The sequence below is a fragment of the Pyrinomonas sp. genome, from assembly GCF_040289685.1.
Taxonomy (GTDB): domain Bacteria; phylum Acidobacteriota; class Blastocatellia; order Pyrinomonadales; family Pyrinomonadaceae; genus Pyrinomonas.
The window spans coordinates 1-13,515 of the sequence record NZ_PSLQ01000080.1 but is presented as its reverse complement, the minus strand read 5'-3'; the positions used below and the strand labels follow the sequence as shown (position 1 = coordinate 13,515).

The 13,515-nt window shown below is 60.7% G+C and carries 13 protein-coding genes; 5 read left to right on the top strand and 8 right to left on the bottom strand.

Annotated features, from left to right (window positions below):
- A partial coding sequence (locus tag C4334_RS13365; RefSeq protein ID WP_352432591.1) for a hypothetical protein occupies positions 1-222 on the bottom strand: 222 nt, incomplete at its 3' end.
- Between C4334_RS13365 and C4334_RS13360 the strand changes: the two genes are divergently transcribed.
- Positions 142-498 carry a zinc ribbon domain-containing protein gene (locus tag C4334_RS13360; RefSeq protein WP_352432590.1) on the top strand — a complete coding sequence of 119 codons (357 nt, stop codon included), beginning with the start codon at positions 142-144 and terminating at the stop codon, positions 496-498. The two genes, C4334_RS13365 and C4334_RS13360, sit on opposite strands and share 81 nt — an antisense overlap.
- Before the next feature lie 174 nt (positions 499-672).
- Positions 673-1,563 carry an SCO family protein gene (locus tag C4334_RS13355; protein WP_352432589.1) on the top strand — a complete coding sequence of 297 codons (891 nt, stop codon included), beginning with the start codon at positions 673-675 and terminating at the stop codon, positions 1,561-1,563.
- A gap of 97 nt (positions 1,564-1,660) precedes the next feature.
- Here the strand turns inward: C4334_RS13355 and C4334_RS13350 are convergent, their stop codons facing one another.
- From C4334_RS13350 to C4334_RS13340, 3 genes are all read right to left on the bottom strand, one after another.
- Entirely contained in the window at positions 1,661-2,098 is a 438-nt protein-coding gene (locus tag C4334_RS13350; RefSeq protein WP_352432588.1) for a PilZ domain-containing protein, read from the bottom strand.
- 95 nt (positions 2,099-2,193) lie between these two features.
- Entirely contained in the window at positions 2,194-3,078 is an 885-nt protein-coding gene (locus C4334_RS13345; RefSeq protein ID WP_352432587.1) for a hypothetical protein, read from the bottom strand.
- A gap of 50 nt (positions 3,079-3,128) precedes the next feature.
- Complete coding sequence (locus C4334_RS13340; RefSeq protein ID WP_352432586.1) at positions 3,129-5,651, bottom strand: OPT family oligopeptide transporter; 2,523 nt, start codon at positions 5,649-5,651, stop codon at positions 3,129-3,131.
- A 520-nt stretch (positions 5,652-6,171) separates the two neighbouring features.
- On the opposite strand from C4334_RS13340, the gene C4334_RS13335 reads away from it, so the two are divergent.
- The gene (locus C4334_RS13335; RefSeq protein ID WP_352432585.1) at positions 6,172-7,875 is read left to right on the top strand and encodes a transglutaminase-like domain-containing protein; all 1,704 of its coding nucleotides are present in this window, start codon (positions 6,172-6,174) and stop codon (positions 7,873-7,875) included.
- 334 nt (positions 7,876-8,209) lie between these two features.
- On the opposite strand, the gene C4334_RS13330 is transcribed toward C4334_RS13335, so the two are convergent.
- From C4334_RS13330 to C4334_RS13320, 3 genes are all read right to left on the bottom strand, one after another.
- Positions 8,210-9,112, bottom strand: a complete 903-nt coding sequence (locus C4334_RS13330) for a mechanosensitive ion channel family protein (RefSeq protein WP_352432584.1) — start codon at positions 9,110-9,112, stop codon at positions 8,210-8,212.
- Positions 9,113-9,160: 48 nt separating this feature from the next.
- On the bottom strand, positions 9,161-9,856 hold the full coding sequence (locus tag C4334_RS13325; RefSeq protein WP_352432583.1) for a sulfite oxidase-like oxidoreductase: 696 nt from the start codon (positions 9,854-9,856) through the stop codon (positions 9,161-9,163).
- A 76-nt stretch (positions 9,857-9,932) separates the two neighbouring features.
- Positions 9,933-10,367 carry a hypothetical protein gene (locus C4334_RS13320; RefSeq protein ID WP_352432582.1) on the bottom strand — a complete coding sequence of 145 codons (435 nt, stop codon included), beginning with the start codon at positions 10,365-10,367 and terminating at the stop codon, positions 9,933-9,935.
- Positions 10,368-10,651: 284 nt separating this feature from the next.
- Between C4334_RS13320 and C4334_RS13315 the strand changes: the two genes are divergently transcribed.
- Both C4334_RS13315 and C4334_RS13310 read left to right on the top strand, forming a co-directional pair.
- Positions 10,652-12,013, top strand: a complete 1,362-nt coding sequence (locus C4334_RS13315) for a S8 family serine peptidase (RefSeq protein WP_352432581.1) — start codon at positions 10,652-10,654, stop codon at positions 12,011-12,013.
- 205 nt (positions 12,014-12,218) lie between these two features.
- Entirely contained in the window at positions 12,219-12,458 is a 240-nt protein-coding gene (locus C4334_RS13310) for a hypothetical protein (protein ID WP_352432580.1), read from the top strand.
- Positions 12,459-12,472: 14 nt separating this feature from the next.
- Here the strand turns inward: C4334_RS13310 and C4334_RS13305 are convergent, their stop codons facing one another.
- The gene (locus C4334_RS13305; RefSeq protein ID WP_352432579.1) at positions 12,473-13,420 is read right to left on the bottom strand and encodes a D-2-hydroxyacid dehydrogenase; all 948 of its coding nucleotides are present in this window, start codon (positions 13,418-13,420) and stop codon (positions 12,473-12,475) included.
- Positions 13,421-13,515 lie beyond the last annotated feature (95 nt).

Below are 13,515 nucleotides of genomic sequence, written 5' to 3'. Positions count from 1 at the left end.
TCCGTGCTGGTCTTCGAAAACCTGCACATAGGGCAGCCGAAGAAGGGCCAGATCAGGGGCAAGGCGCTTCGCCGCAGGCTCTCCCAATGGCAAAGGGGGCTGATTCGGCGGTGCGCCAGGAACAAGGCGGAAGAGGCCGGTATGATCGTGGACACGACCGATCCCCGCTATACCAGCCAGAACTGCTCTCGTTGCGGCCTGCGCGGCAAGCGCGCTAGACATCGTTTCACCTGCCCTCACTGCGGGTTCCAGGAGCATGCGGACATCAACGCTGCGCGGAATATCCGCAACCGCTATACCGTCTTTCGGGACGGTGGGCCGCCGTCAACCGGCCCCGAAGCCCTGTCCGGCTTGCTGGGCGAGGGCAAGCCCCCGGCTGCGCGCCGTGGGGTAGTTGACAGAGAGCACTTGCAGCTTGTGCGCAACGAGCTTGTCGTAACTACGTTGCACAGAGCTACCAGGTTTTCGCTACAAAGAACAAGCCGAGCTGAGCTATGACTTTGTGCGCTGGCTGTTGAACCACGCATCAGAGAGTGAAACGCTAGGGTAGGCTTTACAGGGTGCGCTCATTGCGCGCCTCGGTTCACGGCATGCTGTAAGCGAAAACGACCGCTTGCTTTTTCTCTCGGACCTATGTTTTTCTAATTATGTCGAGGTCAAAAATTCATTCCCATGCTGAAAAGATCGTTTTCATTCGTTGCGATCACCCTTTTGCTCTCTGCCTTGATGCTCAGTTGTCGGCAAACGAGCGGACCACCGCAATCATCGGCCAACGCTCGGCGTTACGATTTGACGGGCACGGTGGTTTCAGTTGACCGCGCTCACAAACAGGTCGTCGTCTCGCACGATCCGATTCCCGGTTTCATGGATGCCATGATCATGCCGTTCACGCTCTACGCGGACTGGGCTTTTGACGTGCTGTCGCCGGGCGATCGTATACACGCAACGCTCGTCGTCGATGGCGATCGGTCGTGGTTGGAGAATCCGCTCGTCGTTCGCCAAGAAGGCGCACCGGCCCAGACGCCATCGCGGGCGTCATTGCAACCTGGTGTGGAAGTCCCGCCCTTCATGCTCACGAATCAAGACGGCAAACGCATAAACTTCGCCGATCTTCGCGGGCGGGCGGTTGTTTTAACTTTCATTTACACGCGCTGTCCGCTGCCTGATTATTGCCCGTTGATGACCTCCAATTTCGCCGCCATTAACCAACGCTTGCAAGCCGACGCAGAACTGGCGCGGCGCGTCAAACTGCTCAGCATCACGGTCGATCCCGAACACGACACGCCACCGGTCATGCGCGCTTACGCGATGGAACGCGCTGGGGTGAAGGATTTCCGACAGTGGGAATTTCTCACCGGCTCACCCGACGAAGTGCATCGCGTAGCGACCTTTTTCGGACTCGACTATTTCGCCGAAGGGAACCAGATCATTCACAACTTGTGCACGGCGCTCATCTCGCCCGAAGGCAAGATCGTCAAGATATATCACGGCAATGAGTGGAAGCCTGAAGACGTGGTAGATGATCTGCGCGCGACGCTTGGGGAGAAACAGGCGAAAAGTTGAAACGAGCCAGGTCCGCGTCGAAAAGGCCGATTAGGCGTTTTGGGAAGTCGCTCTCGGCAAGAGCAGGGTGCGTCTGCGGTGGTCGAACCCTTTCGCGCTAACGGTGGCGACTCAGCAGGGCGATGAAACGCTCGAACCGCCCGCGGTCTTCTTGGCTCATCTCCGCGATCTGCACGCCGATGAGAAAGCCTATATCGTCGGCCTCTTCTGCGGCGAGTTGTTCGTAACGCACTGGAAAAGCGAAGATCTCAACTGGACCGGTCGGAAGTTCGAGCGAGATCCGCAATTGGCGATCCTCGCCCGTCAGGTAGCGGTCGCCGAGGCGTATGGCTGGGACGATGATCGCTAGTCCCGTCGCGCTCACATCGCGCGTGTGGCCGTCGAGCGACAGCTTTTTGCGACTCCCCGGGGCAACTGGCGGCGCGTCGATGAGCGTCACGCTCAGCGGCAAACGCACGCGATAGCGCGGCGCGCGACGCCGATCGCTGATCAACTCGCGCAACCGCATGGCGATCGAACGCAAAAGTTCCGACATCGGATCTTCAATCGCGGTTCGCTTCTTCGATCGGGGGAGAGCGCAAAGTCGGTCGTCAGCCCGAGCAAGCTCGACGCTGACTTCCGCGCGGTGAGCTACTTCTCCATCAGCGGTTTTCCGCCGACGTCTTTGCTCTTGATGCCGTTTCGGTCCATGTAGAAAGAGAGTCGCCCGGTGCGTCCGTAACGCGCTGGCTCGGCGCGCACTGCATAGCTCCGACCGTCGTTCGAGACGACGATTTGAAATCGGTAGCCGGTTGAATCCGCAGTCTCCAAGTCTTTGGGCACGAGTCCAGCGCGGATCAGCGTCGAAAGGTCGGCAAACCGCCCATCGTGTTGCGCGCTATAAACGAGTTGAGCGGCGGCGATGCGCTGCAACAGTTTTTGCACTTCGTCGTGATGAGCATCGATGCGTGCTTGAAAGAAGAAAGCCTTGCCGCGCTGCTGGACCAGAAGCTGGCTCTGCCGATCGCCGACGAGCCAACCGCCTTTATCGCGCACCAAGGCGACCGGCTCGGGCGCAGCGTTCGGATCGTCTTTGAGACGGATGAAGACAGTAGCCGCGTCTGCGCTCATCTGCTCGCCAGCGATCTCGAAGCGTTCGGGCACGGCGGCCGCGATGCGCTCGAAATCCGGCTGTAGGTCTCTAAACTCCTCTTCGCTCAATCCTTCCACAGCGGGACGATAGATCGATAACGCGAAAGCATCTCGAAAGCGGCGCTCGCGCAAAGCACGATAGAACTCGCGCACGACCTCGGTCGGCGACCTATCGCTCTTGCTGGAAGCTTGCTGCCGCTCGGCAGCGCAAGCGGACGGCAACAAACAGAGCATCATCGCCAGCATCAAGGCGCGGGCGCCGCTTTTTCCCATTGAGCCGAGATCGAGCATGAGCGCTTCTCCGACACGTTTCGGTTGAATCTCTCTTGGTCGCAAGCTTCCAAAGCCGACGATGACGCGCCGCGAAGGAATCCGGTAAAACATGGCGAACAAGCGCCTAGCGCCGGCTCCTCTAAAGTCCGCCGCGACGCGACTCATCCGGCAGCGTCAGGGCGGCGCCCGGCGAGCAACCAACCGCGCCCGACCACATAGAGAAAGAGCACGAGCAACGCGAACGGGATCAACGCGAGCAAATCCGCGTAAGCCCCCTCGAAGAAGGGGTTGTGCGCCTTGGCCCAGTTCGTGATCGCTTTGGTCTGCTGCTCCAGCAGGCCGGCCATGAAAGCGATGACGATTCCGGCGACAGCCCCGCCGGCGATGTAACCGGAAGCGAGCAACACGCCCGGGCTGCGGTCGGCTTCAGCCGCGAACTCTTCGTCGTTCAGCCTCTTGAACTCTTCGCGTCGCCGCATCGCGCGATCCACCAACCAGCGTATGGCGCCGCCGATGAAGATCGGCATCGAAGTGGAAATGGGCAGATAGACGCCGACGGCGAAAGCGAGCGACGGCACGCCCGCCAGCTCCAACACGACGGCGATCATCACGCCGAGCAACACCAAGCCCCAAGGCAGTTGCCGGTCCAGCACGCCCTTGATGATGTAGGACATCAACGTCGCTTTAGGTGCATCGAACTTGGTTACGGGCGTGCCGTCGGGGCGCACTTTGTGTGTCCCGTTGATCCCTGGATCAACGTAGTAAACGGGAACGCCTTGAGCATCGACCAAGTATTTGCCTGCTGGGCCACGCGTCGCATCGAGTTTGTGCCAGACGAAGTACTCGTTGCCGTCGGTGCGCGCCTGCGCTCCCGTCAGGCGTTCGCGCTCGCGCAGTTCGGCGACGTTGGCGCGCAGCTCGGACGGAAAGTTCTGTTGCACTTTGTAACGAATGCGCCCCGACCGGTCCACCAAATACTCGCCCGGCGTCAAACCGCCCTCCGCCGCGTTCGGCTTAACTGACAAGAGACGGTATTCGTCCGGCACAGGCGGCGCGTTCATCGAATCGGCGTAGAGCGGAAGCGTTGCCAACGTCTCGGTCGAAAGCGGCGCGGCGCTGTTGGCCACCGGCTCGAACGTCACGCGCGGCACATAGACCGTTCCGTTGTCGTTGAGTCGCAACAAGATGGGACCGAGAATCAAGGCCGAAGCGAGCGCGCCGATCAAGATGGCGATCTGCTGATACTTCGGCGTTGCGCCAACCAAAAATCCCGTCTTCAAATCCTGCGAGGTGGTCCCGCCGTTGGAGGCAGCGATGCAAACGATGGCGCCGACTGAAAGGGCTGTGACGTAGTATTCGGGACCGGTCCAGCCGATGAGCAGAAAGATCAAACAGGTGAGCAGCAACGTCGCGACCGTCATGCCGGAGATTGGATTGGAAGAAGATCCGATCTCGCCCGTCAAACGCGATGACACGGTGACGAAGAGAAACCCGAAGGCGATGATCAAGATCGCGCCGAGCAGGTTCATGTGCAACGGGCGCGCCAGCATGATGGCCATAATCAAAAGGATAATGCCACCGAGGACGAATTTCATCGAGAGATCTTGGTCGGTACGCGGCACGGAATCGCCCGCCGGTTGACTCCCGCGAAGATCGCTCAACCCTGCGCGCAAACCGTGCCAGATGGTCGGCAACGACCGGACCAAACTGATGATGCCGCCAGCGGCCACGGCCCCCGCTCCGATGTAGAGGATGTAGGCGCCGCGAATCTCATTAGGCCCCATTTCGCTGATCGGCACAGTGCCCGGCGGAATCGGACCGGCAGCAGCTTCGCCGAAGAGTTTGATCGCGGGAATCAACACTAAGTAAGCGAGCGCGCCACCGGCGAGCATGATCGACGCAATGCGCGGGCCGATGATGTAGCCGACGCCGAGAAGCTCCGGTGAGATTTCAGCTCCGATGGAGCCACCTTTGAACGGAGCGCCGAAGACCTTCTCAGGCGTATCTTTCCATCCCTTGAAGGCCGCCATCAAAGTCTTGTAACCGAGACCAATGCCGAAACCGGTGAAGATCGTCGCCGCGCCAATACGATTGGCCGCGCGCTCGCCTTCTCTGTTGGGCACCGTGTCAGCTGCTCCGGCTTTGAGCACTTCGGCGCACGCTGTCCCTTCCGGGTACTTCAAGATGCCGTGCTGTTGCACGATGAGGGCGCGGCGAAGCGGGATCATCATCAAGATGCCAAGCAGGCCGCCAAGCACTGCGACCAACATGACGCGCATTAACTCCAGATCGAACCCGAGGATGAGGATCGCAGGCATAGTCACGCCGACGCCGAACGCGATCGATTCGCCAGCGGAGCCTGCCGTCTGTACGATGTTGTTTTCGAGAATGGTCGCTTTGCGCAAGCCCAACTTCGCCAGTATGCCGAAGAGCGTAATCGAGATGACCGCAACCGGAATCGACGCGCTCACTGTCAACCCGACCTTTAGCACCAGATAGAGCGACGAAGCGCCGAAGATCATGCCCAAGATCGTGCCAACAATGAGCGGCAGCGGAGTCAATTCCGGGATGACGACTTCGGGAGCAACAAAGGGGCGAAAGGTTGCGGCTCGCGGCTGTTCGGGCTTTGTGCCCACGATGTCCGGGTACTCGGCCTGTGTGATCCCAACGGTTTCGCTCGACATATCGCGCGCTCCAAGTAAAATCTCGCTCGAAATGACGGGAGAGCGAGCCTACTTTACACGTCTCGGCGCGTTTGCTGCAAGCATATTTTGCCTCCGACATCGGGCCTGACGCCGAAAAGCGCAAGGTTTTTCCCTCCTTCGGCATCGAGACGCGCCAAGATCAGGCGGCGTGAAGAAGCGCTAGCCGGGTTAGCATCGTGAGAATGCGTCGCAAGCGAAATCAACCGAGGGAGTCGCACACGCCTCTCAAGGCGCTTTCCCGTTTTAGTATGGCCTTTCAAGACGGCTTTTCATCGGGGTCAAGCAAAACATGATCGCTGTGTCGGCGACGAACCGAAAAGATTTTTAAACCATGTTTCAGGCACGAACGTCTTTAACTGCACGAAACAATCTTTCGAACGGCGAGACCGAAATTTTGCGTGTTCGGAGCTATCGCCCGATGGGAGGATTGTTTTCCGAAGTTCGCCGAGGCTCGTCGCTTCCGCTCCGGAGCGAATCATCGGTGCTGTTTTGAGGCGGTATGCGTTCCTTTTCGCTGCGCGACCGATCGAGATCAAAGCGGTCGCTTTGGTTCCGCGCTTTCTTCGTCCTAGCGCTCGCACTGGCTGTCGTTTACGGTGCGGCTTTCGCTTGGTTCGCGATACAAACAGAGCGTGCGCTCGTTCCTTTCAGCGACTACTGCGTCGAACTACCGGAAGGCGAGACGGTGGTTACCGTCTCCGACCCGCGACGAGGCGCGCAACCTTTGACTCAGCTCGTGATCCATCGCCGCGGAGATCAGATCACGGGCGCACCGCGGCGGGTCGTGCGCTTGCCGCCGCGCGTCGCCCTTGCAGCCGAGGACGCCGCTTTCTTTCGCGAAGAGATGCGCGGCGTTTTCCGCGCGCAAGCCTCGGCGTGGGACAAAGCCAACGCCATCCGTTCTTGGCTTGCAAGTCGCGCCACGCGCGTTGCCCTGCCCGGATTGCAGACGCGCCGCGCACGCGAGGCTTATCTTCAAATGACCGCTGGTGCGCCGGTGCTCTGCGCCAACCTTGCTGATATCTACGCGGCGGCGTGCGAAGCGGCGGGGCTGACGGCACGCACGGTCGGCATGAGCTTGCTCGTGCGCAATGGCAACTTCGGACGCGATACGCACGTCGGCGTCGAAGTTTGGATTCCGGAACTCGGCGGCTGGATCTATCAGGATCCGACGTTTGATTGCTACTGGGAGGTCGATGACAAACCGGCCAGCGCATTGCAGCTTCACGAAGCGCTTCTTTCAGGCCGTCAGATTGCGCCGGGACCGCGCGGTCGAAACATGAACGAGGTGATGCGTCGCACGGCGATCGACCCGCGCCTCTATTTCCGTCATCTTTATTACGAGTACAGGATCGGCGGCGCAGCGCTCTACTTCGCCGATCCGCGTCTGGAGCCAGTGCACATCGCGGATGCCAATTGGGCGCAGACCGATGACCCAGAGGCGCTGCGACGATTTGACGCCGATGGCAATACGGTGGTGGACCAGCGCGGCGAAATCGCGCCCGGCATCTTCGCTCAAATCATCTGCGGCCAACTCTTCATTCGCGACCGGCGGGAAGGCACGCGCGGCATCCGCGTTCGTTCGTCTCGCGGCCCGGTGCGCGCCTGCGCGTACGAGCATCGTCGCGCCGAAGAACTCGGCGTCTTCACGGGCCATAACTTCGCGCGTAACGGATTGTTTCACCGGCTGGGCGATACCGGCGCGCTGGCCGAAGACTGGTCCATCTCTGGACCGGTCGAGGGAGTGGCCGCGCTCGGCGGTCAAGGGTTCGCTGGTCGCGCTGGAGCGAAATTGTGGCAACGCATTCGAGTTGGACCGGGCCGGAGCTACGTGCTCTACGCTAAGGTCAACGTTCCGACTAATCGCGCGCAATGGGCTTTCGGCGATCCTCACGTCCCGCGATCTTTCACGCGCGGCGAATGCGCACCGGAACGCATCAGCGAGAACATCTCCGACGTGGTCACAAGCGAAAGCGGCGAACTCGAAATCGCCTTCGAACTTCCGGAAGGCGGAGCCATGCGCGTGCTCGAAGTGATCGTCACCGAACTGCCCCGACCGGATGGGCAAGAAGCTTCGGCAAAGGCAGAGGCTCGATCTGGCGCGCAAAGCGCCGCGAAAATCGGAAGCGCAACGGGACCGGACAATCGCCGCGCGCCGAAAGCGGTCGCACGGGAAAAACGGCATCGTAAACCGACCGGATGAGCAGCAGGACCGAGGCTACACGCGAAGTCGCTCGCTGTCGCCGCGGGGCATCTTAGATCCACTGGATGAACGGTGAGTTGAAGCGGTCCAAACGCGAAGTCGCTCGCTGTCGCCGCGGGGCATCTTAGAATCCGCTGGCTGAACGGTGAGTTGAAGAGGTCCAACGCTGGAATCGGCAAGGTACGCTCCTAAAGCTCCGTCGCGGACCGAACGCTCGTCGCATCCCGAAGCGCGAACACGACGGATCCATCCGCTTCCGTTCTCCTCTTGAGGGCGAAGCGTCTTTGCCCACTGACGACGGACGGACACCAGTCAACTCGCCCGCGCGTTGTCTCTAATTTGTGCGTTCCGGTTCCATTTCGGGAGCACGCTCCGGAGCTTCCGATTCACTTGGGGCGGGTTGCTCAACGGAGCGCCGCAAGCTAATCGCGTTGACTTTGAATCCCGCTTCGGCAAAGCGTTGACGAATGCTGCGTCCGATCTCCTTCTCGACGTTGACGGCATTGATTCGTTGCGGATCGCGCCAGAAATGCGCTTCGAGATGAACGGCTCGGAGGCCAGTGCGCGCTTCGATTTGCGGCTCCACGCGCCCAGCTAGGACCGGCGTCTGCGCCAGCGTCTGCATGAGCAGGCTACGCGCTGTCTCCACGTTGCTTGCAGGTTCCAGTTCGACCTCGACCGCTTCGCGTACGAGCCGCGCGCTCCGGTTGTTGATGACGACTTCAGTGATCAACTTCGAGTTCGGGATGATGATTAGCCGTCCATCGTAGCCACGCAACAAGGTGTCGCGCATGCGTATGGTTTCGATCGTCCCTTCATAGGTCCCCATGGTGATTTGGTCGCCGATTTGAAAAGGACGGTAAATGAGCAACATGATGCCGGACATCAGATTCGACAAGACATCTTTGAGCGCAAATCCCAGCGCGAAGCCCGTCAATCCCAAACCGGTGATCAGCGCGGTGACATCAAGGCCCATCTTGGGGAGCGCGGTGAAGAGGCCGAGCGTGAGGATACCGTAGTAACAGACGCGCGATAGCAGAAGCACGACGTTGACATCCGCATGCATGCGCGGCACCAGCGACTGGATGAGATTGCGCGCCACGCGCGCGACGACGAAGAAGATGAGCAGGATGATCAGCCCGGTGAGCAAGCCGGGAACGGAGGCGAGCAACCGTTCGCGCATCTCGGCGAGCAGTCGCTCCAACCAGTTCGGCAAAAGGATGACCTGCTGCCACATGTGGAAGACCGTTGCGTTAGCCGCGTTTGCTCCCTGTTGCGGCGAAGATCAACCGCCATCCTGCCAGCGGAAGCGTTCGCCGTCAGGACCGACCCACGGATTGCCGCGCATGTGATAACCGCCTTCTTCCCAGAACCCCGCCTGATCGCGTTCGAGAAAGGTCACGCGCTTGACCCACTTGGCCGATTTCCAAGCGTAGAGCTGCGGGACGATCAATCGCACCGGCCCACCATGTTCGGGCGGGATCGGACGTCCATCGTGCGCCCATGCGAACAATGAGTCCTCCGCCAAGAAGTAATCGAGCGGGAGATTGGTGGTCCAGCCGTGATCGTAACCTTCGACGAGCACGAAACGCGCTTCCGGTTTGATCCCGACGCGCTGCGCGATCTCGCGCGTTGCCACGCCGGTCCAGATGTTGCCGAGTCTGGACCAGCGCGTGACGCAGTGGAAATCGGCGTAGACGCGCACCGACGGCAAACCCATGAACTCCGCGAGCGTCCAACGCAAAGGGCGCGCCACCAACCCGCCGACTTCCAAAGTCCAACTGGCCAAGTCGATGCGCGGCGTTCCGTGCGCGTCGAGCACGGGCCATTTGCGCGTGCGCGTCTGTCCGGGCGGCAAACGGTTCTCACGCCGTGTATCCGGGCTGATGATCAGATCAGGATCATCGAGTTCTTCAGGGCGGCGCGGCTCTTCGCGCTGGTAGTACGGATCTTCGAAGAACCTCTCCAAAAAGCTCATCATTCTTTCACGTCCGCTGAAAATCCCTGTTTGCGACCGTCGAAGACAGCCTTAGATTCGCGTCCGCTGGCTTGTGCGGTCACCGATCCCGTCGTCCGGCGCGTTCTGCGGCAGCGAGCAGATCCGCCGGCATCCACTTGCTCAACCCTTGTTCGAGTGCGCGGCGAATGCCTTTGCTTCGATCGTGCCACCTGTCGGCGCTGCCGAGCGGTCCACGTTCGCGTTCGTAGCGCTCGGTCTGTTCGAGGCTCATCAAGACGCCATCGATGATCTCGCCCCAATCCTGCCGCTGTATGCCGCGCAGGGCGATCGGTAGCCCGGCAGACCAGTCCTCTTCGGGCGCGCGCGCGTCCTGTTCCGGGATGGCGAGCTTGTCGGGCGGCGGAAAGGGCGCGCCGCGGTATTCGTCAAGTAAACGCGCTCTTAAATCTTTGTATGATAGTTGTGGGTTCTCGCGGCGCAATGCTTGGGCGCGCCGGAAGATGTCGGCAATGGTCGGTTGATTGGTGCTCATGGCTCTCCTCGTGCAAGATTAAGTTACACGTTCGTCGCTCGAAGCTCAACCCGACGGCGACCATGACGAAGCGATGAGCGCGACCGAAGGCGCGAACGCTTTGACGACGCGACGGTGAGCCGTCTCTTGGAGCTTTTTGGCCGACCGAACTTAGCTCCGAGCCTCAGCGTTGCGCCGCCGTTTCGCCGTCAGTCAGCTCGGGCGCGCGCCGACCAAAGCGCTTCTTGCGCTGGCGCGTGCAGTTCGTGCATCATAGCCGCCGCGAAAGGAACGCCGCGAAAACCGTGACGGACCAAGCCACCTTTGCGGATCGGGGATTTCACTCGCACTATGAGAGACAGACGCAGAGGCAAGCCTGCCCGGCTTGCGAAAGGCCGAGCGCCGACGCCGAAGTCGAAGTGACCGCCCTGCCGGAGCCGGTGCAACGATTGATCGTCGCCAACCTCGGCGCGTTCGTTCCTCGCCTGTGCTCGCGGTGCGCCGAAATATTCGAACGCGCCGAACGACAGTTCCGAGCGCATACGGTCGTCGAAGAACAGAACGGTCTCATCCTTCCGACCTACTTGCGACTCGATGCCGATCAAAGATTCGCCGGGCGCGGCGTGGTGATCGCTTTTCTGGATTCGGGTTTTTACGCCCACCCTGATCTCACCACACCGCGCAACCGCATCATCGCCTATCACAGCATCGTGCGGGACGATGCTTCGTCGCTGGGGACGCCCGATGTCGCAAGCTGGCACGGCATGATGACTTCGGTGGTCGCTTGCGGCAACGGCGCCCTTTCGCAGGGACTTTACCGCGGGCTGGCACCGGAAGCGGAACTGGTGCTGGTCAAGATAAGCGATGCAGGACGCATCCCGGAGCGAAACATCCGGCGCGGTTTGGAGTGGGTGATCGCAAATCGCGACCGCTACGGCATCCGCGTTGTGAACATCTCGGCAGGCGGAGATCGCGAAGCTTCATATCTGCATAACGCGCTCTCTAAAACGGTCGAGCGCGCCGTACGCGCCGGACTCGTTGTCGTCTGCGCCGTCGGCAATGCTGGAATGCAACCGAATCACCCGGTCTATCCGCCCGCGAGCGCCCCTTCGTGCATCGCCGTCGGCGGGCTGGACGATCAGAATTCGACCGATCGCGCGCGACGCGGAATGTACCGTTCATCCTACGGTCCGACGATTGACGGTTTGCAAAAACCGGAAGTGATCGCGCCCGGCATTTGGGTGGCCGCGCCGATCTTGCCGCATACGCCGACGGCAGCCGAAGCGGAACTATACGCGACGCTCGATCAAGCGTCAGATGAGGAACTGCGCGCGATCATCGAGCGTAACGCTGAGGTGGATAAAGAACTCTTCGAAGCGCGCACGCTCCCCGCTTATCTGCTCCGGCAACTGATCACGATCAAGCTGCGCGAAGGGAACGTCATCAACGAACATTACAAGTACGTGGACGGCACATCCTTTGCCGCGCCCATCGTCTCATCGCTCGTCGCCTGCATGCTTGAAGCCAATCCGGCGCTGACGCCACAACAAGTCAAAAGGATCCTGATCGATACAGCCGAGCGCGTGCCGACCGTCGAAGTCGATCGCCAAGGGTGGGGCGTCATCGTGCCGCGTCGCGCCGTGGAGATGGCGCTCGCGCTGCGTTGAGCGTTACGCCTGCGGATTGCGCGCGACGTTGCCTGCAGATTGCGCGGACGGCGACCCGATGACCTCGCCGAGCGATCCGCCTCAAGCTCTGCAAGCAGCAGAGAGCGCCCGCTGGACAGCGCAAACCGAGTTATGAGACAATCCTTCGCGCTAGCCAGCGCACACACCCTTAAACGTGAAAATCAAAACCGACAGAGAGCGAAAGATGCAAGAACAGGAGATGCCCTCTGCGCCGACGAGCGCGCAGGAGAACGAGACGCCAGCGGAAACGGAAGAGATAACCTATCACGCAGTTGAGAAGGACGGGCAAGTGACGGCCATCTGGGAGATGAAGGGGCGCAAGCACCTGCGCACCATCGACCCGCGTTCGCGCTTTGGGCGTGAAATATTGCGCCACTACACGCCCGACACGACCGAAGAGGCCGAAGCCGCCTCATCTTCCTGAAGCCTCACTGGTCATCAAACGATGCGGTTGCGTTGCTCGCCGCGCGCGAAACTTTCGATGTTCCCCACGATCTGCTCGGCGAGTTCGCGCATCGCGCCGCGACTGGCCCATGAGTTATGCGGCGTGACGATCAAGTTCGGCACGTCCGGCGCGAGCAGCGGATGTGTCGGGTGCGGTGGTTCTTCGCTCAGCACATCGATGCCGGCACCAGCCAATCGTCCGGCGCGCAGTGCCTCGGCGAGCGCCGCTTCGTCAACCACGCCGCCGCGCGCGCAGTTGATCAAGATCGCGTGCGACGGCATCGCTTCGATCTCAGCCCACCCGATGAGCGCGCGCGTCTGTTCAACGAGCGGGACGTGCAACGTCAGGATATCGCTTGCGCTTAAAACTTCGCCGAAAGGCGTTCGTCCTTCACGGACCGCAGCCGCTCCTCGTCGCTCGGCGCGAAGGATCCTCATGCCGAAAGCCGAAGCCAATCGTTCGACTTCGCGTCCGATGGCTCCGTAACCGATGATGCCGAGCGTGGCGCCGTGTAAATCCTCAATCGGATGATCGAGCAAACAGAAATGGGGTCCACTTGACCACCTTCCATGGCGCACGTCTTCATGGTAAGACAAGAGCTTGCGCCGCAGCGCAAGCATGAGCATCAACGCATGCTCGGCCACGGCTCGGCGCGCATACCCACGCGCATTGCAGACCCAGATGCCACGCCGCCGACAAGCGTCGAGATCGACGTTGTCCACCCCGGTCGCCGCAACGACGATCAACTTCAAAGTCGAGACCGCCGCCAGCGTCTCTTCGCGGATCGGCACTTTGTTGGTGATCGCGACGGTCGCCCCGCGCAACCGTTCGACGATCTGGTCCGGCGAAGTCGCTTCGTACTCGATCCATTCATGCGGAATGCGCGGCGCGCGGATCGCCACTTTGATCGTGCCCCGATCGAGAAAAACGACCCTTTCCATGGTTTGACCTCGACGCGACGTCGTTTGTTGAATAAACTTCGGTCAAGTCCCGTCAAGTGGTGTAAAATCACCGTTTGTGTCAAGAGTGTGACAGC

Excerpts from the sequence above, each read along its gene's own strand:
- C4334_RS13360 (WP_352432590.1), top strand. The coding sequence starts at position 142 with ATGATCGTGGACACGACCGATCCCCGCTATACCAGCCAGAACTGCTCT.
- C4334_RS13355 (WP_352432589.1), top strand. The coding sequence starts at position 673 with ATGCTGAAAAGATCGTTTTCATTCGTTGCGATCACCCTTTTGCTCTCT.
- C4334_RS13350 (WP_352432588.1), bottom strand. The coding sequence starts at position 2,098 with ATGTCGGAACTTTTGCGTTCGATCGCCATGCGGTTGCGCGAGTTGATC.
- C4334_RS13345 (WP_352432587.1), bottom strand. The coding sequence starts at position 3,078 with ATGTTTTACCGGATTCCTTCGCGGCGCGTCATCGTCGGCTTTGGAAGC.
- C4334_RS13340 (WP_352432586.1), bottom strand. The coding sequence starts at position 5,651 with ATGTCGAGCGAAACCGTTGGGATCACACAGGCCGAGTACCCGGACATC.
- C4334_RS13335 (WP_352432585.1), top strand. The coding sequence starts at position 6,172 with ATGCGTTCCTTTTCGCTGCGCGACCGATCGAGATCAAAGCGGTCGCTT.
- C4334_RS13330 (WP_352432584.1), bottom strand. The coding sequence starts at position 9,112 with ATGTGGCAGCAGGTCATCCTTTTGCCGAACTGGTTGGAGCGACTGCTC.
- C4334_RS13325 (WP_352432583.1), bottom strand. The coding sequence starts at position 9,856 with ATGATGAGCTTTTTGGAGAGGTTCTTCGAAGATCCGTACTACCAGCGC.
- C4334_RS13320 (WP_352432582.1), bottom strand. The coding sequence starts at position 10,367 with ATGAGCACCAATCAACCGACCATTGCCGACATCTTCCGGCGCGCCCAA.
- C4334_RS13310 (WP_352432580.1), top strand. The coding sequence starts at position 12,219 with ATGCAAGAACAGGAGATGCCCTCTGCGCCGACGAGCGCGCAGGAGAAC.
- C4334_RS13305 (WP_352432579.1), bottom strand. The coding sequence starts at position 13,420 with ATGGAAAGGGTCGTTTTTCTCGATCGGGGCACGATCAAAGTGGCGATC.